Origin of the sequence: Demequina litorisediminis, assembly GCF_030161615.1 — a bacterium.
Taxonomy (GTDB): Bacteria; Actinomycetota; Actinomycetes; order Actinomycetales; family Demequinaceae; genus Demequina; species Demequina litorisediminis.
In genome coordinates this window covers 2,035,674-2,055,652 of sequence record NZ_BSUN01000001.1, presented here as the reverse complement: position 1 = coordinate 2,055,652, position 19,979 = coordinate 2,035,674, and the positions used below count along the sequence as shown (strand labels likewise).

General features: G+C 69.0%; 13 protein-coding genes and 8 pseudogenes. 7 read left to right on the top strand and 14 right to left on the bottom strand.

Annotated elements, in window-relative coordinates; translation table 11 throughout:
* The first annotated feature begins 123 nt into the window (after nt 1–123).
* Nucleotides 124–1,735, top strand: a pseudogene (locus QQK48_RS12605) (sugar ABC transporter ATP-binding protein).
* Nucleotides 1,732–2,804, top strand: a pseudogene (locus tag QQK48_RS12595) (ABC transporter permease). Before QQK48_RS12605 ends, QQK48_RS12595 begins: the two co-directional pseudogenes overlap by 4 nt.
* Nucleotides 2,805–3,079: 275 nt before the next feature.
* Here the strand turns inward: QQK48_RS12595 and QQK48_RS12590 are convergent.
* The 6 genes and pseudogenes from QQK48_RS12590 to QQK48_RS12565 all read right to left on the bottom strand — a co-directional run.
* Nucleotides 3,080–6,681 (bottom strand): annotated as a pseudogene (locus tag QQK48_RS12590) (ABC transporter ATP-binding protein); the annotation flags it as partial.
* A gap of 189 nt (nt 6,682–6,870) precedes the next feature.
* Nucleotides 6,871–7,452, bottom strand: a complete 582-nt coding sequence (locus QQK48_RS12585; protein ID WP_284328677.1) for a GNAT family N-acetyltransferase — start codon at nt 7,450–7,452, stop codon at nt 6,871–6,873.
* 33 nt (nt 7,453–7,485) lie between these two features.
* Nucleotides 7,486–8,175, bottom strand: a complete 690-nt coding sequence (locus tag QQK48_RS12580) for a ThuA domain-containing protein (RefSeq protein ID WP_284328676.1) — start codon at nt 8,173–8,175, stop codon at nt 7,486–7,488.
* A gap of 83 nt (nt 8,176–8,258) precedes the next feature.
* Nucleotides 8,259–9,185 (bottom strand): homoserine kinase, encoded by a 927-nt coding sequence (gene thrB, locus QQK48_RS12575; RefSeq protein WP_284328675.1) that lies wholly within the window; start codon nt 9,183–9,185, stop codon nt 8,259–8,261.
* A gap of 2 nt (nt 9,186–9,187) precedes the next feature.
* Nucleotides 9,188–10,247: pseudogene (gene thrC / locus QQK48_RS12570) on the bottom strand (threonine synthase).
* Nucleotides 10,248–11,534 (bottom strand): annotated as a pseudogene (locus QQK48_RS12565) (homoserine dehydrogenase). It lies immediately after the preceding pseudogene.
* Nucleotides 11,535–11,619: 85 nt separating this feature from the next.
* Between QQK48_RS12565 and QQK48_RS12560 the strand changes: the two are divergent.
* From QQK48_RS12560 to QQK48_RS12550, 3 genes are read left to right on the top strand one after another with little or no spacing between them, the layout of a single operon-like run.
* Entirely contained in the window at nt 11,620–12,033 is a 414-nt protein-coding gene (locus QQK48_RS12560; RefSeq protein ID WP_284328674.1) for a DUF817 family protein, read from the top strand.
* The gene (locus QQK48_RS12555) at nt 11,951–12,481 is read left to right on the top strand and encodes a DUF817 family protein (RefSeq protein WP_284328673.1); all 531 of its coding nucleotides are present in this window, start codon (nt 11,951–11,953) and stop codon (nt 12,479–12,481) included. The genes QQK48_RS12560 and QQK48_RS12555 overlap by 83 nt, the downstream gene beginning before the upstream one ends.
* A gap of 10 nt (nt 12,482–12,491) precedes the next feature.
* Nucleotides 12,492–13,043, top strand: coding sequence for an arsenate-mycothiol transferase ArsC (locus tag QQK48_RS12550; RefSeq protein WP_284328672.1), 552 nt, complete (start codon nt 12,492–12,494; stop codon nt 13,041–13,043).
* A 68-nt stretch (nt 13,044–13,111) separates the two neighbouring features.
* Here the strand turns inward: QQK48_RS12550 and QQK48_RS12545 are convergent, their stop codons facing one another.
* From QQK48_RS12545 to QQK48_RS12535, 3 genes are all read right to left on the bottom strand, one after another.
* Nucleotides 13,112–13,330, bottom strand: coding sequence for a hypothetical protein (locus QQK48_RS12545; protein ID WP_284328671.1), 219 nt, complete (start codon nt 13,328–13,330; stop codon nt 13,112–13,114).
* Nucleotides 13,331–13,405: 75 nt separating this feature from the next.
* Nucleotides 13,406–13,624: a hypothetical protein gene (locus QQK48_RS12540; RefSeq protein ID WP_284328670.1), complete on the bottom strand. Its 219-nt coding sequence runs from the start codon at nt 13,622–13,624 to the stop codon at nt 13,406–13,408.
* 87 nt (nt 13,625–13,711) lie between these two features.
* Entirely contained in the window at nt 13,712–13,996 is a 285-nt protein-coding gene (locus QQK48_RS12535; RefSeq protein ID WP_284328669.1) for a winged helix-turn-helix transcriptional regulator, read from the bottom strand.
* 191 nt (nt 13,997–14,187) lie between these two features.
* On the opposite strand from QQK48_RS12535, the pseudogene QQK48_RS12530 reads away from it, so the two are divergent.
* A pseudogene (locus QQK48_RS12530) lies at nt 14,188–14,589 on the top strand (NAD(P)H-binding protein); the annotation flags it as partial.
* Nucleotides 14,590–14,743: 154 nt separating this feature from the next.
* Here the strand turns inward: QQK48_RS12530 and QQK48_RS20105 are convergent.
* From QQK48_RS20105 to argS, 4 genes and pseudogenes are all read right to left on the bottom strand, one after another.
* Nucleotides 14,744–15,457: a hypothetical protein gene (locus QQK48_RS20105; protein WP_348523614.1), complete on the bottom strand. Its 714-nt coding sequence runs from the start codon at nt 15,455–15,457 to the stop codon at nt 14,744–14,746.
* Complete coding sequence (locus QQK48_RS20100) at nt 15,354–15,797, bottom strand: hypothetical protein (protein ID WP_348523792.1); 444 nt, start codon at nt 15,795–15,797, stop codon at nt 15,354–15,356. The genes QQK48_RS20105 and QQK48_RS20100 overlap by 104 nt, the downstream gene beginning before the upstream one ends.
* Before the next feature lie 22 nt (nt 15,798–15,819).
* A pseudogene (locus QQK48_RS20095) lies at nt 15,820–16,227 on the bottom strand (diaminopimelate decarboxylase family protein); the annotation flags it as partial.
* A gap of 236 nt (nt 16,228–16,463) precedes the next feature.
* Nucleotides 16,464–18,144 (bottom strand): annotated as a pseudogene (argS, locus tag QQK48_RS12520) (arginine--tRNA ligase).
* A 104-nt stretch (nt 18,145–18,248) separates the two neighbouring features.
* Between argS and QQK48_RS12515 the strand changes: the two are divergent.
* On the top strand, nt 18,249–19,208 hold the full coding sequence (locus tag QQK48_RS12515; RefSeq protein WP_284328667.1) for a serine hydrolase domain-containing protein: 960 nt from the start codon (nt 18,249–18,251) through the stop codon (nt 19,206–19,208).
* Between the two features lie 10 nt (nt 19,209–19,218).
* On the opposite strand, the gene QQK48_RS12510 is transcribed toward QQK48_RS12515, so the two are convergent.
* A complete protein-coding gene (locus tag QQK48_RS12510) occupies nt 19,219–19,977 on the bottom strand; it encodes an MBL fold metallo-hydrolase (RefSeq protein WP_284328666.1) in 759 nt (252 codons plus the stop codon).
* Nucleotides 19,978–19,979 lie beyond the last annotated feature (2 nt).

The following is a 19,979-nucleotide window of genomic DNA, read 5'->3' as shown; positions in this document are numbered from 1 at the left end:
GTCACGCTAGCAGCGTTTTGCGGCCAACGCGCAACTTTTGCTTGTTCTTCGTCATAACGGTTTGGCAACGGTCGCGATGCCGATTCACGCTGCCATGGAGACGAAATACCAGGTAAATGGCCGATGCGACCACCTCAGCCACACACGACGCGCCGTCTCGCGCGCTGCGCCGCCCCTTGCGACGGCGCCGGACGTGCATGTTATGTTCGTCGCGTGATCGAAGACGACCACCCCGTGTCATTACTCGAGGTCCGGGGCCTCGTGAAGACCTTCGGCAGCGCCCGCGCGCTCAAAGGAGTCGACCTCCAGGTGAGCCCAGGCGAGGTCCACTGTGTGCTGGGCCAAAACGGCGCCGGCAAATCCACCCTCATCAAGACCCTGTCCGGCGCCCACCAGCCCGACGAGGGCGAGATTGTCTGGAACGGCCAGCCCGTCACCATCGACAGCCCCGTCGCCGCGCTCGAACTCGGCATCGCGACCATGTACCAGGAACTCGATGTTGTCGAGGGCCTCACCATCGCCGAGAACATCTTCCTGGGCCACGAGGCTCGACAAGGCCGGGGTGCTGCGCAGGAGAGAGGCCAACCGGCGCACGCGCGAGATCATGACGCGCCTGGGACACGCACACTTGTCGCCCACCCGCGAGGTGGGGACCCTCTCCCCCGCCAATCAGCAGATCGTGTCCATGGCACGCGCGCTGTCCCACGACATTCGCCTCATGATCATGGACGAGCCGTCCGCGGTGCTGGACTCGGAGGAGGTCGACAACCTCTTCCGCGTGGTCGAGGAGCCTCACCCACCAGGGCATCGCCGTCATCTACATTTCGCACCGCCTCGAGGAGATCGAGCGCATCGGCGACCGCATCACCGTGCTCAAGGACGGCCGCTCTGAGGCCTCCAACCTCCCCGTCGCCTCCACCCCGACTCGCGAGCTCATCTCCCTCATGACGGGGCGCGACGTGGAGAACGTGTTCCCTCCGCGCGTGCCGGTGGCAGCCGACGCCCCGGTGGTGCTGGAGGTGGACTCGCTCGCACTCGCCGGCCGCTTCGAGGACGTGTCCCTCACCATTCGGGCAGGCGAGATCGTGGGTCTGGCTGGCCTGGTGGGCTCCGGGCGCTCCGAAATCCTCGAAACCATCGCGGGGCACCGCAAGGCATCCAACGGAACGGTGAGGGTCAGCGGCAAAGTCCTGCGTCCCGGCTCCGTGCGGGACGCGGTGGCAGCCGACATGGGCCTCGCCCCCGAGGAACGCAAGAGCCAGGGGCTCATCCTCGAAGAGCCGATCTACCGCAATGCCACCCTGTCCACCTTCTCGCGCTTCGCGAAGGAGGGCTGCTCGACGAGGCGGCCGAACGCCGCGCCACCGCCGAGCAGATGCGGGACCTCGACCTGCGCCCCGCGGAGCCCGACCGCATCACCCGCACGCTCTCGGGCGGCAACCAGCAGAAGATCATGCTCGCGCGGTGGCTGATCCACGGCACCCGCGTGCTGCTGCTCGACGAACCCACCCGCGGCGTCGACGTGGGCGCGCGCGTGGAGATCTACACCCTCATCCGCCGCCTCGCGGCGGCCGGCACGGCGATCCTCGTCGTGTCGAGCGAGATCGAGGAGGTGCTCGGCCTCGCCGACCGCGTCCACGTGATCGCCGACGGACGCATCCTCGACGTCCGTCCCGCCACCGAGATCGACGAGCACGGCGTGCTCGACCTCGTCATGAAGGGAAGTGCCGCGTGAGCGAGCCGACCACCACCCCGTCCGCGCCGGCATCGGGTACCCCCGATGCTCCCGGCACCGCCGCCGCAGCGCCTCCAGGCGATGACCGCCCGGCGCTGGCACGGATGTTCTCCTCCACCGCTGGCCGCAACATCGGCCTGGTGATCGCGCTGGCGCTACTCGTTGTGGTGGGCGCCGTCACCGCAGGCGAGAACTTCATGAACTACGACAACTTCCTGGTCATCGCGCGCCTCGCGTCGGTGATCGGCGTGGTGGCCGTCGGAGTCACCTTCGTCATCACCGCAGGCGGCATCGACCTCTCCGTGGGATCGGTGCTCGGGCTATCCTCCGTGGTGGCGAGCCTCGGAGCAATCCAGACCGCCGCCGACGGCTTCTGGCCGCTCATGGTCTTTGTTGCGGTCGCGGTGGGCACCCTCGCCGGACTGACCAATGGCTTCATCATCGCGTACGGCAAGGTGGTCGCGTTCATGGCCACGCTCGCCATGCTGGTCGCGGCGCGGGGCCTCGCCGAACTTATCTCCCAGCGTCAGACGCAGGTGGTGAGCAACGACGGCTTCCTCGACTTCTTCCGCGGGGACCTCCTGGGCGTCTCCTGGGTGGTGTGGATCTTCGTCCTGGTCGCGGTCGGCGGGTGGTTCCTCCTCAACCGCACCACGTTCGGACGCCGCACGGTCGCGATCGGCGGCAACGCCACCGCCGCGCGGCTCGCGGGTGTCAACGTCCGTAGGCACACCGTGTACCTGTACATGCTTGCCGGCGCCTGCGCGGGCATCGCGGCCACCATGCTGCTGTCGCGCACCACGGCGGGCACGTCCACGCATGGCCAGTTGTACGAGGCTCGATGCCATCGCGGCAGTCGTGGTGGGCGGCACGCTCTTGGTGGGCGGACGCGGCACCATCGGCGGCACCGTCCTTGGTGTGCTGCTGTTCTCGACGCTCACCAACGTGTTCACCCAGAACAACCTGTCCACCTCGGTGCAGCCTGGTCGCGAAGGGCGTCATCATCGTGGGCGCCGTGATGCTCCAGCAGCGCTTCGCCAACCGCGAGGGCGGTTCTCCCTCTCCTTGACGCCCTCGCACCCATGACGAAGGCCGCCGGTCCCTCACGGGTCCGGCGGCCTTCGTGTGTGGCGGCTAGGCCTTGGCGTCGCCTTCCGTCGGGTCCTCCTGCGCGGCCGATGCCGTGGCTGGGTCGACCTCGTGAGGGAGCACGGCCTCGGGAACCACGCCCTCCTCGACCGGCGCCGGCGGGATCGGGGCCACCTCGACGCCTGCATCGCGCACGACGAGCCTGCTCCTCGGTCACCGCGCCGCCCGTCAGGGGGTCGTCGACAGCGTCGACAGGCGCCGAGAACTGCGCCTCGTACAGCGCCGCATACGCGCCGCCTGCGGCGATCAGTTCCTCGTGGTTGCCCTGTTCGACGATGTCGCCGTGCTGCATGACGAGAATCACGTCCGCGTCACGGATCGTCGAGAGTCGGTGAGCGATGACGAAGGCTGGTGCGGTCCTTGCGCAGGTCAGCCATCGCCTGCTGCACCAGTAGTTCGGTGCGGGTGTCCACCGAGCCTCGTGGCCTCGTCGAGGATCAACACGCTCGGGCGCGCCACAAACGCACGCGCAATGGTGATCGCCTGGCGTTCACCGACCGACACGTTCGTGGCATCGTCGTCGAGGACGGTGTCGTAGCCGTCGGGCAGCGAGTGCACGAACCTATCCACGTACGCCGCCTTCGCCGCGTCCAGGATGTCCTGCTCGCTCGCGTCGGGACGGCCATACGCGATGTTCTCGCGGATGGTGCCGCCGAAGAGCCACGCATCCTGCAGCACCATGCCGGTGCGGCTGCGCAGGTCGTCACGGGTCATGTGCGCGATGTCCGTGCCGTCGAGCGTGATGCGTCCTCCGTCGAGCCTCGTAGAAGCGCATGATCAGGTTCACCAGCGTGGTCTTGCCCGCACCGGTGGGGCCCACGATCGCGACCGTCTTGCCCGGCTCGGCAACCATCGACAGTCCCGTGATGAGCGGCTTGTCCTGGTCGTACGAGAACTTCACGTCCTCGAACTCGAGGCGGCCACGGAATTGCTCCGGGGTGTCCGCCGGGTCCGGGTCATCACTCTGGTCATCGGCATCGAGGAACTCAAAGACACGCTCGGCCGAGGCGACGCCCGACTGCAGCAGGTTGAACATCGAACCCAACTGGCTCAGCGGCTGCTGGAACTGGCGTGAGTACTGAATGAACGCCTGAATGTCGCCCAGCGGAAGTGCGCCGTTGGCGACCATGACTCCACCCACGACGGCTACCGCGACGTACACGAGGTTTCCGATGAACATCGTCGCGGGCATGATGATGCCGGAGATGAACTGGGCACCGAACGAGGCCTGATAGAGCTCCTCGTTCTTCGCGTCGAACTCCTCCTGCGTGCGCGCCTGGCGTCCGAAGACCTTGACCAGCGAGTGGCCCGTGTAGGTCTCCTCGATCTGGCCGTTCAGTTCGCCGGTGTGCTTCCACTGCGCGACGAACTTGGTCTGCGAGCGCTTCGCCACCTGAGTCACGATCACGAGGGTCAGCGGGATGGAGACCACGGCGATGAGCGCCAGCAGCGGCGAGATCACCACCATCATGACGAGCACACCGATGACCGTCAGGACCGACGTGAACAGGCGACTCAGCGTCTGCTGAAGCGTCTGCGACACGTTGTCGATGTCGTTCGTGACGCGGCTGAGGAGCCTCGCCGCGCGGGTGCTTGTCGAAGTACCGAGCGGCAGGCGATGCACCTTGTGTTCGACGTCCTCGCGCAGGCGATACACCGTGCGCTGCGTGACGCCGTTGAGGATCCAGCCCTGGATCAGCGACAGGATCGAGGACGCGACGTAGATCACGACCACCCACCACAGGATGGTGTGAAGATGACCGAAGTCGATGCCCGTGCCGCTGATGAGGCCCTCGAAGATGACGGTTGTGGCGTTGCCGAGGATCTTGGGGCCGATGACCGCGAGTGCGACCGAGGCGGCACCGAGCAGGATGACGACGCCCACGAGGGTGCGCTCGGGGCGCAGTTGGCCGAAGAGGCGCTTGAGCGAGGCGCCGAAGTCCATCGCCTTCTCCGTGGGCATGCCCGCGCCGCCCATGGGGCCGGGGCCGCCGCCGGGGCGACGGCTGCGAGCGGCCGCCTTGGTGTCTGCGTCCTGGGCGGGCTTGGTCTCGGTCTGCTCGGCCATCACGCCTCCTCCGCCCGCAGGCTGGGTACTGACAATTTCCTGGTAGGTGGGCGACGTCTCGAGCAACTCGCGATGCGTGCCGCGATCGACGATCACGCCGTCCTCGATCACCAGGATCTGATCGGCGTCCACGATCGAGCCGACGCGCTGTGCCACCACGATGACGGTTGCATCGGCCGCCGCCTCCTTCAGCGCCGCACGCAGCCGCGCGTCGGTGGCCGTGTCGAGGGCGCTGAACGAGTCGTCGAACAGCAGGATCTCGGGCTGGCGCACGAGCGCACGGGCGATCGACAGGCGCTGGCGCTGGCCTCCCGAGACCGTGGTGCCCCCTGGGCCATCGGGGTGTCGAGGCCCTCGGGCATCGCCTTCACGAAGTCGGCTCCCTGCGCGACCTTCAGCGCCTCCCAGATCTCCTCATCCGTGGCGGACTCATTGCCGTAACGGAGGTTCGAGCCCACGGTGCCGGAGAAGAGGTAGGGCCGCTGAGGCACGAGGCCGATGCGCTTCCACAGGTCCTCGAGCCCCGCCTCGCGGATGTCGAGGCCGTCGATGCGCACGGTGCCGCTCGTCGCGTCATACAGGCGCGGCACCAACCCCACCAGGGTGGACTTGCCCGCACCGGTCGAGCCGATGATCGCGGTGGTGGTGCCGGGGCGCGCCGTGAAGGCGATGTGCTGAAGCACGGGTTCCTCGGCGCCGGGGTAGGCGAACGTCACGTCGTCAAAGACCACGGTGCCCTTTTCGGTGAAGCCGGCCGTGGCATCGGCCGCCTCTACGACGGAGCCTGGACGTGCCCAAGACCTCGCCGATGCGGTCGGCGGAGACCGAGGCGCGCGGCAAGAGGACGAAGAGGAAGGTCGCCATCATCACGGACATGAGGATCTGAATGAGGTAGGTGAGGAACGCGGTGAGCGCACCGACCTCCATCTGGCCGCTCTCCACGCGGTCGGCGCCAAACCACAGGACCGCCACCGAGGACAGGTTCATGACGAGCATCACGATGGGGAACATCGCCGCCATCAGGCGCCCGGCCTTGTAGGCGGACTCCGTGACCTTCGCGTTCGCATCGGCGAAGCGGTCCACCTCCTCGCGCTCTCGCACGAAGGCGCGCACCACACGGATACCGGTGAGCCTGCTCGCGCATCACGCGGTTCACGACGTCGATGCGCTTCTGCATGCGCTGGAAGTGCGGCACCATCCGCGAGATGATCGCGATCACCGCGATCAGCAGCAGAGGAATCGCGATCACGAAGATCCACGACAGCGCGACGTCCTGGTGCAGCGCCATGAACACGCCACCAATGGCCATGAACGGCGCGGTGACCAGCAGGGTGCAGGCCATGAGGACCAGCATCTGCACCTGCTGCACGTCGTTGGTGGAACGGGTGATGAGGCTGGGCGCCCCGAACTTCTGCACCTCGTTCTCGCTGAACGATCCGACGCGGGTGAAGATGCGTCCGCGCAGGTCACGGCCGACGGCCATCGCCACCTTGGCGCCGAAGTACACGGCGATGATGGCGCACACGATCTGCAGCAGCGACAGGGCCAGCATGATGCCGCCCACCTGCCAGATGTAGGGGATGTCGCCGGTTGCGACGCCGTTGTCGATGATGTCGGCGTTGAGGCTGGGAAGGTACAGGTTGCAGACGGCCTGCGCCCCCTGGAACACGACCACTCCGAGGAGCAGTTTCCAGTAGGGCTTCACGGATTCGACCAGCAGCGGCCACAGCGCGCCCTTGGCCTTATCCCCCGTCGTTGCGCCCGTGCGCTCCGCGACGGCCGTCACGCCGCATCCCGCGGCTGAGGAGTCTTGGTCATAGACCCACAGTAGAACTCACCGGGGACACGCACCGTCCCAAGCGCGCGCGCGTTCGCGCTAGGCGTGACGCTGGCGTCCGGTTCTGGTCACCGCCATCGGCTACCCGAGTGAGCGGACGAACAGTTCGGCAGGCTGGCCGGCCAGGGTCGAGAACCCCACTCGCGGATAGAACTGGCGGGCGGCGTCGTTGCGTGGGTCGATGTCGAGGTGGACGCCTGCCACGCCACGCTCGGTCAGCAGCGCGCACGCCGCCTCGATGAGCGCTCGGCCGGCGCCCTTGCCCTGCGCCTGGGGCAGCAGGTCAATGTGCAGATGCGCCGGGTAGTCGTCCACGACGGCGGTCAGGAGGCGCTCGGGGTCTGCGGCGCTGCGCAGCACGCTCTCATCGGCCTCGACGCGCAGCGGATGACGGTGAGCCACCGAGGGCCACCAACTATCGCTGAACCACCCCTGGAAGGCACGGGTGTCCGCGGTCCCCATGACGTAGCCGATGGCACCGTCGCCCTCATCCCACACCAACGCAAAGCCGGCAGGGCCGTGCAGGTAGGGGATCGCATAGACATCGGCCAGCAGTGCGTCGTCGCCATGACGCCCGGTGTCGTCGCCACCCGCGTTGCCGGTCAGGAGGCAGATCCGTGCGATCTCGTCGTGGTCGGCAGGCGTCGCCGCGCGGATGGTCATGACACTCGAGACTACGGGGCGCACCGACCAGCGTCAGCGCGCCGCCCAGGCCATGCCGCGTTCGATCATGGCGGTGACGGGAGGAAGGCGAAGCACATCGAGCGTGTGCCCCAACGTGGTCGCGAAGATGCGTCCCTCGCCCCAGTGCCGCGTCCACGCGACGGGCATGGTGACGGCACGCGTCCACTCATCTCCTTCACCCGCGACCAACTCGCAGTCGGCGAGGACCTCGTTCAGCCCGTCGGCGAGCACCCAGTACTGCTCGGTGTGCACCTCAAAATCGGTAAGGCCAGCGGTGATGGGGTGGTCGGCGGCGGCGTCGGTGAAGCGCACGGTGTACCGGCGGTATGCCTCGACATCGGTGCTGCCCCGGTCCTCGGGCGCATGGGGATGCGCAGCGAACTGGGCGCCCGTCGCCTGCAGGAAGTCGGTGGCGCTACGGAAGGAGTCGATGATCCCGCCGTGCCACCCGGCGAGACCCGCTCCTGCGGCGACGGCCGCACGCAGACCAGCGACCTCGTCCACGGTGGCACTGCCCATGGTGACCGACTGCACGATGAGGTCGTAGCGAGCCATCGCATGGGCATCGGCGTACACCTCAGGCGTTTCCTCGATGTCGACCACGAAGCCCTGCTCCTCAAGGGCCGGAAGGAAGAGGTCGGTGGACCCCACGGGGTCGTGGCCAGGCCACCCTCCGCGGACAATCAAGCACTGCCTGGACATGCGTCTCCCCTCGCTCCTTCGCGTGCGGCCATCCTAGGACGAGCCGCCCACGCGGGCCAGGGGCGCGCTACAGCCGGTGCCTGCTACAGCCGGTGCGTGGTTGCGCCGGGAACCTGCTCGACGGTGTGGACCACGCGCCAGTTCTCGCCGCCGATGCCGCGCGCCCACTGGGGCATGCCCGACGCGAGTCCACGAGCCGCGAGATCGGTCCCCAGCACCAACACCGAGGGCCCGGCTCCCGAGACGACGGCGGCCAGGCCCTGAGCTCGAAGGTGATCAAGCATCGCCATCGCGGACGGCATGACCTCGGCGCGATACGTCTGGTGAAGGCGGTCCTCCGTGCCCTCGAAGAGGAGCTCGGGCTGACCGCCGAGCGCGGCCACGAGGAGCGCCGCTCGGCCCACATTGAACGCGGCGTCGCGGTGCGGCACCATCGCCGGCAGCACCGAGCGCGCCTGCTCGGTGGGCAGGACGGAACCGGGGATGAGGACCGCGGCCTCAATGCCATCGACGACGGGGACGCTGGCAGCCTTGGCACCGCCCGGAGCCATCCAGGCGACGGTGGCGCCACCGTAGATGGCGGGCGCGGCGTTGTCGGGGTGGCCCTCAAACTGCGTGGCGATCTCGAGCGCAACTTCGGCGGACAGCGCCTCTGGCTCGGCGATCAGTCCGCGCGCCGCGGAGATACCAGCGACCACGGCGGCGGCGGATGACCCCAGCCCGCGGCCGTGCGGAATGCGGTTGATGGCACGGATGGCGAGGCCCGTCTGCGACGCGTTGACGTGGTCCAGGGCGGCCCGCAATGCCCGCACCACCAGGTGCGATTCATCACGGGGCAGCGTCTCGGCACCCTCGCCCTCGATCTCCAACTCGACGGAGGCGGACGCGACAGCACGTACCTCGATCTCGTCGGTCAGACCGAGCGCGAGCCCCAGGGAGTCGAACCCGGACCCGAGGTTTCCCGCGGTGGCCGGAACGGTCACCACCACATGATCGGCGCCAAGACGCATCGCTACAGCCCCAGGACTTCAGCCGCCGCGGCGACGTCGACGGGGATGACGGTGGGCTCGACCTCGCGGCCGGACAGCGCGGTGGCGGTGTCCTTGAGTCCGTTACCGGTCACCGTGCAGGTGATGGTGGCGCCTCGGGGAACCTCGCCCAGCGCGGCCGCGGCCAGCAGGCCGGCGATGGGCGCCGCGGACGCGGGCTCCACGAACACGCCCACATCGGCGGCCAGGCGCGCCTGCGCGTTCAGAATCTGCGCGTCGGAGACGGCCCGGATCCAGCCGCCGGATTCGTCCCGCGCGGCGACAGCGAGGTCCCACGAGGCGGGCTTGCCGATGCGGATCGCGGTGGCGACGGTCTCGGGGTCCTTGATGGGGTGGCCCTGAACGAACGGCGCGGCTCCAGCGGCCTGCACGCCCCAAATCTTGGGTCGCTTGGTGGCTCGGCCCGCGTCGGCGAACTCGTTGAAGCCCATCCAGTACGCCGAGATGTTGCCTGCGTTACCCACGGGAAGCATGTGAATGTCGGGCGCGTCGCCCAACTGGTCGATGATCTCGAACGCGGCGGTCTTCTGACCCTGGAGGCGGTAGGGGTTGACCGAGTTCACGAGGGCCACCGGGTAGTCCTCGGACAGCGAGCGGACGATGTCGAGGCACTCGTCAAAGTTGCCGTCCACCTGGACCAGGCTTCGCTCCGTGAACGATGGCCTGGGCCATCTTGCCCGCCGCGATCTTGCCCTGGGGGATCATCACAACGCAGTTCAGTCCGGCGTGGGCGGCATAGGCGGCGGCCGATGCCGACGTGTTGCCCGTCGAAGCGCAGACGACGGTGTGGTCACCCTCCTTCACGACCTGCGTGATAGCGCTCGTCATGCCGCGGTCCTTGAAGGACCCGGTGGGGTTCATGCCCTCCACCTTGACGAAGACCTCGGCACCCACCTCGGCGGAGATGGACGGCGCGTGGACGAGCGGCGTGCCGCCCTCGCCCAGCGAGATGAGCCGATCGCCCTCGTCGAACGGCATGTGCTCCAGGTACTCGCGGATGGCTCCGCGCCACACGTGTGCCACTTACTCTCCCTCAATCCTCAGGACGGACCAGACATCGTTGACGGCATCGGAGGCCCGCAGGTCCTCGACGGTGGCCGCGAGCGCGGCCTCGGATGCGCGGTGCGAGGACAGAATGAGTCCCGCGTGCCCCTTGCCTGCCATCTGCCTCACCGACTCGATGCCCACGCCGTGGTTGGCGAACATCTGGGCCACGGACGCCAGCACGCCGGGGCGGTCGGGCACGCTCATGCGTACCGCGTAGCGCGTCTGTGCCGCATCCATCGGCAGCACGTGGTGGCGCGCGTAGTTCGATTCGCGCGGCCCCCTGCCGCCGGTGGCGACGTGGCGAGCCACGGACACGACGTCACCCAGGACGGCCGATGCCGTGGGGGCGCCGCCTGCGCCCTGGCCGTAGAACATCAACTCGCCGGCCGCATCGGCCTCGACGAACACCGCGTTGAAGGCACCGCGCACGTTCGCAAGCGGGTGCGACGAGGGCAGCAGCGTGGGGTGCACGCGCACGCTCACGCCTCCCTCGGCGCGCTCGGCGATCGCGAGAAGGCGATGACGCGGTCCGTCTCCTTCGCGGCGGCGATGTCATCCGAGGAGACCTCGGTGATGCCCTCGCAGTAGACGTCGTCGAGGTGAACGCGCTGGTGGAAGGCGAGAGACGCGAGGATCGCGGCCTTCGCCGCGGCATCGTGGCCGCCCACGTCCGCGGTGGGGTCGGCCTCCGCGTAGCCCAGGCGCTGCGCCTCGGCCACCACGTCCGCATAGTCCAGCCCCTTGGACGTCATCTCATCGAGCACATAGTTGGTGGTGCCGTTGACGATGCCGAGGATGCGGGTCACGTGGTCCCCGGCCAGCGACTCTCGCACCGGACGGACCAGCGGAATGGCGCCGGCGACGGCGGCCTCGAAGTACAGATCGGCCCCCGCCTCGTCCGCAGCCTCGTACAGGCTCCGCACCGCGCGTGGCGAGCAGGGCCTTGTTCGCGGTCACCACGCCGGTACCGGCGGCGAGCGCGCGCAGGATGAGGGTGCGCGCCGGCTCGTCTCCGCCCATGACCTCGACCACCACGTCAGCGGAGTCCACGAGGGCCTCGGCGTCCGAGGTCAGCAGGCTGACCGGCACCACCTCGTCGCGCGGCACAGACGTATCGCGGACGTAGATTCCTGCGATGTCGACGGGCGCGCCAACGCGCGCGGAAAGGTCCTCGCGCTGTTCGGTCAGGAGTCGCACCACCTGGGTGCCGACGGTCCCGCATCCGAGGATGGCGATCTTGACGGGGCTAACGGCGGTGGGCACGGCCCCAACTCTATACGGGTGCCGCCATGGCCCAGAAGCGGTGCGCCTCCCCGCGCAGACGCGTCGGTTCGGGCTCAATGGCTCGGTGACCACCACGAGGCCGCGTCTGCCGGGCGCACGCATCCGCGCGAGCCTGCGCCTGCTGTGGGTGTTCGTCGCCACCCAGGTGCGATGCCTGGTGTTTGCGATCCTCATCTTCGCGGCGATGAGCGTCACCGAGGTAGTCGACGTGGGGATCGGCCGCTACGACGCGTTGCTCATCGCGGGGCTCGCGATCACGGCGGTGCTGTGGTGGACGGGGTACGAGACCGGCCGCGAGGTCGCCGTGATCTTCGCCTTCCATCTGCTGGGGCTGGGACTCGAGGCTCTTCAAGGTCAGTCAGGGGTCGTGGACGTATCCCGATGCCGGGGTCACGATGATCGCGGGCGTTCCGCTGTACTCGGGCTTTATGTACGCCGCCGTGGGCTCGTACCTGTGCCAGGCCTGGCGGCGCTTTGACCTTCGCATCACCGGCTACCGAGCCATCCCCATGGCAATCCTTGCCGTCGCCGCCTACGCGAACTTCTTCACCCACCACTGGATCTGGGACCTGCGGTGGCTCATCGCGCTGCTCTTCGTGGCGGCCATGTGGGGCACATGGGTGCACTACAGCCTTGGCGCCACACGCCTGAGGATGCCGCTCGCGATCGCGTTCGTCCTCATCGGCTTCTTCCTGTGGGTGGCCGAGAACATGGGGACGTTCCTCGGGGCCTGGCGCTACCCCGACCAGGAGGCGTTCTGGCAGGCGGTCCACATGGGCAAACTCGGCTCGTGGGCCTTGCTGGTGACGCTGAGCCTTCGTCATCGTCGCCACCCTGAAGCAGTTCGAGGGCACCTTCTACGGTCACCCCGGCGACGTCGCGACGGTCACGCGCCGGCGGTCGGCATGAGGCGCACCCTGCCGTAGCCTGCGTGCCATGACACGACCCGCACGCGTGACCATGGTCTGCACCGGCAACATCTGCCGCTCCCCCGCGATGCACTACCTTGCTCGCCAGCAATGGGGCGACGCGGCCGAGGTGACGAGCGCAGGCATCTATGCGGAGATCGGGCTGGACGTGCCCCAGCCGATGCGTCGCGCGGCCGCGCGCCACCACCTCACCATCCCCCGGCATCGGCCCACCCACGATCGGCGCATCCTTAGTCAGGCGGATCTGGTGTTGGTCGCCACCCAGCAGCACGCCCGCTGGATCGAGGCGGAGTGGGGTGGCGTCGCCCCGCACGTGTTCGGCATCAAGGAGGCGGCCGCACTGGCCGGCCGTGCCGACAGCCCCCATGGCGACACCGCCGCGGAGCGCCTCGTCAACGCCGCGGCCGCGCTCGATGCCGCGCGCCAGCAGGTCCCGGCCCCGCTGCGGAGCCTCGACGATCCGTGGTCGCTTGATCAGGCGACCTACAACCGGGTGATGGACGAGATCATCGACGACATCGCCATCCTCACCTCCTGGGCGGGCCTCAACGACGCCTGACGCCAGACACGTCAAAGGCGGCGACCCGAGTGCTGAGGGGACTCCTCGGGTCGCCGCCGGGCGGCGCGTCAGTGGCCGAAGGACTGCAGCGGCGGCAGGGTGTCGCCGCGTGAGTCAACGCTGCTCTCGTTGACAGTGTCCTCGTCACTTCGCGTCTCGCCGGTCTGACGGTCTTCTGACTCGTCTTGCGCATCAAAGGCCGTGTGGCCCTTGGTGCGACGTTCCTCCTCGACCTCATCGGCGAGGCGGGTCAGGGCGTCGGTACCCTCGTGGTCATGGAGGCTCATGGCCTTCTCCTTCCACTCGTGAGGCCGCTGTCCCGGCCACGTAGAGGGAACGTCTGGGACCCTCTCAGATACTTCTCAGGTCCGGCCGTTGGGGTAGACGGCGCCCGGGGGCACCGTGGGCAACGGGGTGTCTTCGCCCTCGTGGTCCTCGCGCGTGTCCCCGTCGTCCTCTGGGGTGCTGTCGTTCGGCATGGCGACCGCGTTTCCGCTGGCGCGCTCAGCCTCGACCTCTTCCGCGAGCTCCTGCAGGGCAGCGGTGCCCTCGTGAATGTCCTTGTCGGTGGGGTCGTCCATGACCTTTCCTTCCGTCGCGGGCGGCTGGTCGCCGCCGTGCCTAGGTCAACGCCCCAGGGACCGCAGACCTTCCGGCCGGTGCGCGGGTCAGGCGTCGTAGCGGGCGCGCGCCTCAGTCACTTCGGGCACGGCGGCCTCGAGCACGTCCGCGAGGTCGCGCAGGCGGGTGGCGACCTGGCCACCCAACTCGGTCAGTGCGTAGTCGACGCGCGGGGGAACCTCGGCGTGGACCGTGCGCGTGATCATGCCGTCGCGCTCGAGCGTGCGCAGCGACTGCGACAGCATGCGTTCGCTCACCCCGTCGACGCGGTCGCGCAGGGCACCGAACCGCTGAGGGCCCTCGCCGAGCGCGATGAGGATGAGGAGGGCCACTTGCCCGCGATATCCTCGAAGGTGGAGCGGGAGGTGCAAGCGCGCGCGAAGACGTCGGCCACCATGGCCTGACTGGGCGCGACGCTCGATTCCATGTGGTCAAGAATACTCTCGAAACTTCGGAATAGATAGTGGCTTACGATTCGTTAGCATCGACGTCAAGGCATCACCCGCTTCGAAAGGACACCCTCATGACCACCTACGCAGTCACCGGCGCCAGCGGACGAACCGGCCACCTCATCGTCGAGCACCTCCTCGCCCGCGGCATCGCCCCCGCGGACGTGGTCGCGATCGCCCGCACCGAGTCCAAGGTTGCCGACCTCGGCGAGCGCGGCGTGACCGTCCGCCACGGCGATTACGACGATGCCGCCTCGCTCGACACCGCGCTTGAGGGCGTCGACCGCCTGGTCCTCGTCTCGGCCTCCGAGCCCGGCAAGCGCCTGCCCCAGCACCAGGCCGTCATCACCGCTGCCCAGAAGGCAGGCGTGAGCCGCATCCTCTACACGTCGCTGCTGGCGGCAGACACCACCACGAACCCGCTCGCGGGCGAGCACGTCGCGACCGAGGAGGCGCTTGCCGCCTCACCCATTCCCGCCACGATCCTGCGTAACTCCTGGTACTTCGAGAACTACACGGCACAGATCCCCCAGTACCTTGCCGACGGCGCCATCACCACCGCCACCAACAACGCGCGCATCTCCGCGGCCACCCGCAGCGACTACGCGGAGGCCGCCGCCGCCGCGGCGATCAGCGACGTCGAGGGCAAGGTCTACGAGCCTCGGCGCCGCCCCGTTCACCATGACCAACCTCGCCGAGGTCCTCACGAGCGTCACCAACACCGACGTCCGCCACCACGCGGTCTCGGTTGACGAACTCGTGGGCGGCATGGTCCAGGCGGGCCTCGACGAGGGCACCGCACGCTTCTGGGCGGGCGTCGATGCCTCCATCGCCAAGGGCGACCTGGTGACCGAGTCGACCGACCTCGCGGACCTCATCGGCCACGAGCCCACCTCGCTCGAGGACGCGGTGCGCACGGCGCTCTAACGCGACCGCCTCACCGGCAGCAAGCGGCCCGGCACTCCGGAGGGAGTGCCGGGCCGCTTCACGTCTGGCCGATGCCGGGCCTAGTCCCCCGCGACGTCCCAGGCTCAGCAGGTCCTCGAGGGTGTCGCGGCGCACCAGCACCTTCGAGGCGCCGTCACGCACGGCGACCACGGCGGGACGCAGCGCGGCGTTGTACGTCGAGGCCATCGAGCGTCCATACGCGCCCGTGGCGGCCACGGCGAGCAGGTCGCCGCGGCGCGTGTCCTCGGGCAGTTGCACGTCGCGCACGATGATGTCGCCGCTTTCGCAGTGCTTACCCACCACGCGTGACAGGGTCGCGGGGGCATCGGACACCCGGGAGGCCACCTCGGCGTGATACTGCGCGCCATACATGATGGTGCGCGGGTTGTCGCTCATGCCGCCGTCCACCGCGACGTACTGGCGGGAGCCACCCTCGTCGAGCCTTCACATCCTTGGTCACGCCCACCGAATACAGAGTGAGGCCTGCGGGGCCGGCGATCGCACGGCCCGGCTCGATGGAGAAGCGGGGCCACTGACCGCCGATGGGATCCATGACCGAGGCCACGGCATCGGCGATCTCGTAGGCCGCGACGGCGGGTTCGAGCGCCTCGGCGTCCTCGGTGTAGGCGATCGCGTAGCCGCCGCCCAGGTCCACCTCGGGAAGGCTCGGCACCCGTGTCCGCCATGAACGCCGCGCGCAGACGCAGCATGCGGTCCGCCGACTCACGGAAAGCATCGATCGACAGAATCTGGCTGCCGATATGGGTGTGAATCCCCAGCAGGTTCAGCCCCACGGCATCGTGGCACGCGAGCATCGCGTCGTAGGCGGCGCCGGAGGCGAGCGAGAGGCCGAACTTCTGGTCCTCGTGGCTCGTGGCGATGTACTCGTGACCGCCCGCGTGGACGCCGGTCGTCACGCGCACCAGGACGGGGGCGGTGACGCCCATCTCCCGCGCGAGCGCGTCCAGCACCTCGATCTCGGTGAATGAGTCGACGATGATGCGTCCCACGCCCACGGACAGGGCACGGCGCAGTTCATCCTCGGCCTTGTTGTTGCCATGCAGGCCGATGCGCTCGGGCGGCATTCCGCCACGCAGCGCGATCTCGAGCTCACCACGCGAGGCGACGTCGAGGCACAGGTCCTCCTCGCGCATCCAGCCGGCGACCTGCGACGCGAGGAACGCCTTGCCCGCGTAGAACACGTCGACCTTGGCGCGGTGGCGACCGAAGGCCGCCGTGAAGTGGTCGCGGAAGCCGGCCGCGCGAGCGCGGAAGTCGTCCTCATCCACCACATACAGCGGGGTGCCGTGCTCGGCGGCGAGCGTGCGGACGTCCATCCCGCCGACCGTCAGCACGCCGTGCTCATCGCGCACGACCGTGCGCGACCAGACGCCCATTCCGGTTACATCCGCTCGGGCGCGGACACGCCGATGAGGTGCAGGCCATTGCGCAGCACCTGCTGGGCGGCATCGTTCAGCCACAGGCGAGTGCGGTGCAGGTCGGTGACCTCCTCGTCGCCCTGCGGGGTCACGCGAGTGCGGTCGTACCAGCCGTGATACGTCGACGCGAGGCTCCTCGAGGTAGCGCGCCACGCGATGCTGCTCGCGGAACTCCACCGCCTGCGTCACCACGCGCGGGAACTCGCCGAGCACGCCCAGCAGTTTCGCGTCCCACTCGTGCTCCAGCAGCGAGGCGTCGAAGCCGTCCTCGCGGCCGATGCCGTACTCGGCGGCGTTGCGCTGCACGCCGCAGGTGCGGGCGTGGGCGTACTGGACGTAGAAGACGGGGTTCGCGTTGGTCTTGGAGGCGAGCAGGTCAAGGTCGATGTCGATCGACGAGTCCGCGCTCGAGCGCGCCAGCGAGTAGCGCGCGGCGTCCACGCCCACGGCGTCCACGAGGTCCTCCATGGTGACGACGGTGCCGGCACGCTTGGACATGCGCACGGGCTGGCCGTCCTTCACCAGGTTCACCATCTGGCCAATGATGACCTCGATGATCTCGGGCGAGTAGCCCAGGGCCGCCGCGGCGGCCTTGAGGCGCGCGATGTAGCCGTGGTGGTCGGCGCCGAGCAGGTAGATGCAGAGGTCCGCACCGCGCTCGGCCTTGTCACGGATGTACGCGATGTCGCCCGCAATGTACGCGGCGTTGCCATCGGACTTGATGACCACACGGTCCTTCTCGTCACCGTGGTCGGTGCTGCGCAGCCACCAGGCGCCCTCAGCCTCGTAGAGCGCGCCGGAGGCCTTGAGTTCCTCGAGCGCACGCTCCACCTTGCCCGACTCGTGCAGGGAGTCCTCGTGGAAGTACACGTCGAACTCGACGCCGAAGTCCTTGAGCGACTGCTTGATCTCGTTGAACATGAGGCGCACGCCGCGCTGGCGGAAGAACTCGATGGCCTCGTCACGGGGCAGGCTCGAGCGGGTCGCGGTCGCCATTCTCCATCGCCTCGACCATCACCTCGTTGGCGATGTCCTGGATGTACTGGCCGCCGTAGCCGTTCTCGGGAGCATCCTCGCCCGCCACCACGGCGAACAGCGAGGCCGCGAAGTTGTCGATCTGGCTGCCGTGGTCGTTGAAGTAGTACTCACGGGTCACCATGGCGCCGTGGAACTCGAGCAGGCGTGCGAGCGAGTCACCCACGGCCGCCCATCGGGTGCCACCCAGGTGGATGGGGCCGGTGGGGTTGGCGGACACGAACTCGACGTTCACGGTCTTGCCGGTCAGGGACTCGCCGCGGCCGTAGTCGGCGCCGTACTCGACGATGCCGCGTGCAAGGCTCGCCAGCAGCACCCGCGGCGAGGCGAATGTTGATGAAGCCGGGGCCCGCGACGTCGGCGGCGTCGATGCCGTCGATCTCCGCGAGGCGCTCCACGAGCGTGTCCGCAAACTCGCGGGGGTTGGTGCCGGCCTTCTTGGCCAACTGCATCGCGATGTTGGTGGACCAGTCGCCATGCTCGCGCTGGCGCGGTCGCTCCACGCGAATGTCCTCCGGGACATCGAACGGGGACAGCCTGGAAGTCACTGTCGTCGATGCCCTGAAGCAGGGCGGCGCGGATCTGTGCGGCAAGTTCCTCGGGAGTCACCCGGCGAGTCTATCGGCGCGCGCACGGTGCTGTCCGTCGTCGGTAGGGTCCACTGCAGGCGGCCGATGCTCGGGCCGGGTTCCGTAGGAGACGAAGGGGTCGCGATGGGTTTCGAGGAGGCGCTCGGTTGGGCGCGCACGCAGGTCGAGACGGGGATGGTGCCCGGAGGAGTCTTGGGTGTCGTGACGGCCGACGGCGCCGTGGAGTTGGACGCCGTGGGCGATGCCCGTCCCGAAGACCCCTATCCCCTGTTCTCCATCACGAAGGCCCTCGTGGGGGTGTCGGTGGGCCGACTGCTCGCTGCAGGCGACCTGTCGCTCGACTCCCGCCTGGCCGAAGCGGTGCCGGGCTTCGGCGCCGATCGCGACGACGACGTGCTGCTGCGCCACCTCGTGTCGCACTCGGCCGGCATCCCCGAACCTGCGCTCGACTTTGTGGGCGACCTCGACGACGCCCTCCTCGCGCCAGGCCGTGACTTCGCGGCCGGAACCGCGTCGCGGTACTCCTCGATCGGATACCAGGGCATCGTCCGCATGATCGAGCACGCCACGGGCAGCGCGTGGGAGGACGTGTTGGCCGCCGACCTCGCGGCCGTGGGCGCCACAGGCGTGACGCTGGACACCGCCGCGACCGAGCACCGGCCCGTGTTGCGCGGCGACGCCGCGCTCGACTGGCAGGCCTTCGCCGCGCTGCGCCACCCCGGCGCGGGAGCGGTCGCGACCGCCGAGGACCTCCTGTCCGTGGGACGGTCGCTGCTCGCCGATGACGGCGCGCTCGTGCCGTCCCAGACGCTCGCCCTGATGCGCACGTCGCTCGTGGACGGCGCCCGGCTCCTCGACCCGTACCCGCCCGAGCGCGGGTGCGCGTGGGGCGTCACCTTCTGCCTGCGGCGCGCCGTGCCGGGACTGAGCACCACCGACGGATTCGGGCACGCCGGCTGGGCGGGCACCGAGTTCTGGGTCCACCCCGAGCGCGGTATCGCGTTCGTGTGGCTCACCAACGTGGCGGGTGCTGAGGGCGAGGGGATGGACCCGATCGCGCTCGCGCGCGCCGTCCTGGACTAAGGCGCGAGCCTCAGGGCGCCTGTCGCGTCTCGCCGCGCTCCAGCAGGGTCACGCGGTCCGTCTGGCCCGCATCGGCCACCGCTGCGACGAACGCGGCGCGCGGCTGGGAGAAGTGCGCCCAGTCGTCAATGTGCGCGGGGACGACGGTGGCCTCAGGCCACCGTGCCGCGATCTCCAGGGCGCGTTCGGCATCGGCCGTCAGCATCATGTCGTTCAGGCGCGGCGAGCGCGCGGCCCCGGCGAAGATCACCGCGACGTCCACGCCAGGGAACCGGTCGGCCACCCTGCCTGCCTTGCGTACCGACGAGTTGTCGCCCGACACGTAGACGGTCGGCCACCCCTCGGCCTCGAGAACGAAGCCTGTGACCTGACCGGCGAGTTGCTTCACCACCGAGGGACCGTGCCTGGCGGGCACCGCCGTCACCGTGACCGCCGTAGCGCCGCCGGGGATGATCGCCTGATCCCAGCGGCGCATGCCCTGCGCGCGAGGCACCCGGTCGCCGCCCTCGGGGGTGGTGAGGATGTGGCGGACGTCGTCGAGCATGGCGCGGCCCGAGACGTCGAGGTTGTCCTCGTGCTCGTCGTGGCTGAGCAACACCACATCGATGTGGCCCACCTCGACCCTCGAGACGGCGGGCCCCGCAAGCCTGGTGAGGTTGCCCACCGGGCCAGGGGCATCGAAGGTCGGGTCCGTGAGGAAGCGCAGCCCCGCATACTCGATGAGCACCGTGGGACCGCCGATGAGCGTGAACGTGGCCTGCGCCGTCATGG

Bases quoted from the DNA above. Each gene is read 5' to 3' on its own strand.
- QQK48_RS12585 (WP_284328677.1), bottom strand. From the start codon at position 7,452: ATGACCATCCGCGCGGCGACGCCTGCCGACCACGACGAGATCGCACGG.
- QQK48_RS12580 (WP_284328676.1), bottom strand. From the start codon at position 8,175: ATGTCCAGGCAGTGCTTGATTGTCCGCGGAGGGTGGCCTGGCCACGAC.
- thrB (WP_284328675.1), bottom strand. From the start codon at position 9,185: ATGCGTCTTGGCGCCGATCATGTGGTGGTGACCGTTCCGGCCACCGCG.
- QQK48_RS12555 (WP_284328673.1), top strand. From the start codon at position 11,951: ATGATCGCGGGCGTTCCGCTGTACTCGGGCTTTATGTACGCCGCCGTG.
- QQK48_RS12550 (WP_284328672.1), top strand. From the start codon at position 12,492: ATGACACGACCCGCACGCGTGACCATGGTCTGCACCGGCAACATCTGC.
- QQK48_RS12545 (WP_284328671.1), bottom strand. From the start codon at position 13,330: ATGAGCCTCCATGACCACGAGGGTACCGACGCCCTGACCCGCCTCGCC.
- QQK48_RS12540 (WP_284328670.1), bottom strand. From the start codon at position 13,624: ATGGACGACCCCACCGACAAGGACATTCACGAGGGCACCGCTGCCCTG.
- QQK48_RS20105 (WP_348523614.1), bottom strand. From the start codon at position 15,457: ATGAGCGACAACCCGCGCACCATCATGTATGGCGCGCAGTATCACGCC.
- QQK48_RS20100 (WP_348523792.1), bottom strand. From the start codon at position 15,797: ATGCTTTCCGTGAGTCGGCGGACCGCATGCTGCGTCTGCGCGCGGCGT.
- QQK48_RS12515 (WP_284328667.1), top strand. From the start codon at position 18,249: ATGGGTTTCGAGGAGGCGCTCGGTTGGGCGCGCACGCAGGTCGAGACG.
- QQK48_RS12510 (WP_284328666.1), bottom strand. From the start codon at position 19,977: ATGACGGCGCAGGCCACGTTCACGCTCATCGGCGGTCCCACGGTGCTC.